The organism is Bacillus nitratireducens (assembly GCF_036320425.1).
GTDB classification, from domain to species: domain Bacteria; phylum Bacillota; class Bacilli; order Bacillales; family Bacillaceae_G; genus Bacillus_A; species Bacillus_A nitratireducens.
Genome location: NZ_JAUMJO010000051.1, coordinates 1 through 477 on the forward strand (window position 1 = coordinate 1; position 477 = coordinate 477).

A 477-nucleotide genomic window follows, 5' to 3' on the forward strand; every position below is an offset into this window, starting at 1 on the left:
GTATTTTGTTGTAAAAATGCTTCTAAAATTCTCTTAACTGGCAGACTCGATTTTTTCAGTAGACTCTCTGCTTTATCCATTATTTGCTTGTTGGAAGCGATTATTTTTTTATATTCTTCATTGTTAAAAGAACGCAAAGAGTCTATTACATATTCAGCTAATTCATCATTCGCATTGAGTAAATCTAGTAATAAATTGAATCCATTCATCCCAGTATCTTCATCTATACAATATACTAATCTAATTTTATATTTATCATCTCTGTCCTTTAGATTTTGAAGCAATTTATCCCAATCATTTTCAGTAAATTCACTTATCAACTCTTGTACATACATAAACTCATCATCATAGAAGTAGTTATCTGAGCTATTTTCAGATAATACTGCATCTACTTTTTCATACATTTATGTTCCTCCTCTATTTGGTAAATCCACCTGGTAATGGTGCATTAATTTGACCTGTTGGATATCCACTAAC

Annotated in this window: 1 protein-coding gene; it reads right to left on the reverse strand. The window is 30.0% G+C overall.

The genetic code is table 11. The annotated features are described in order from the left end of the window. A partial coding sequence (locus Q3V31_RS30790) for a hypothetical protein (RefSeq protein ID WP_329767704.1) occupies window positions 1-404 on the reverse strand: 404 nt, incomplete at its 3' end. Window positions 405-477: the final 73 nt, after the last annotated feature.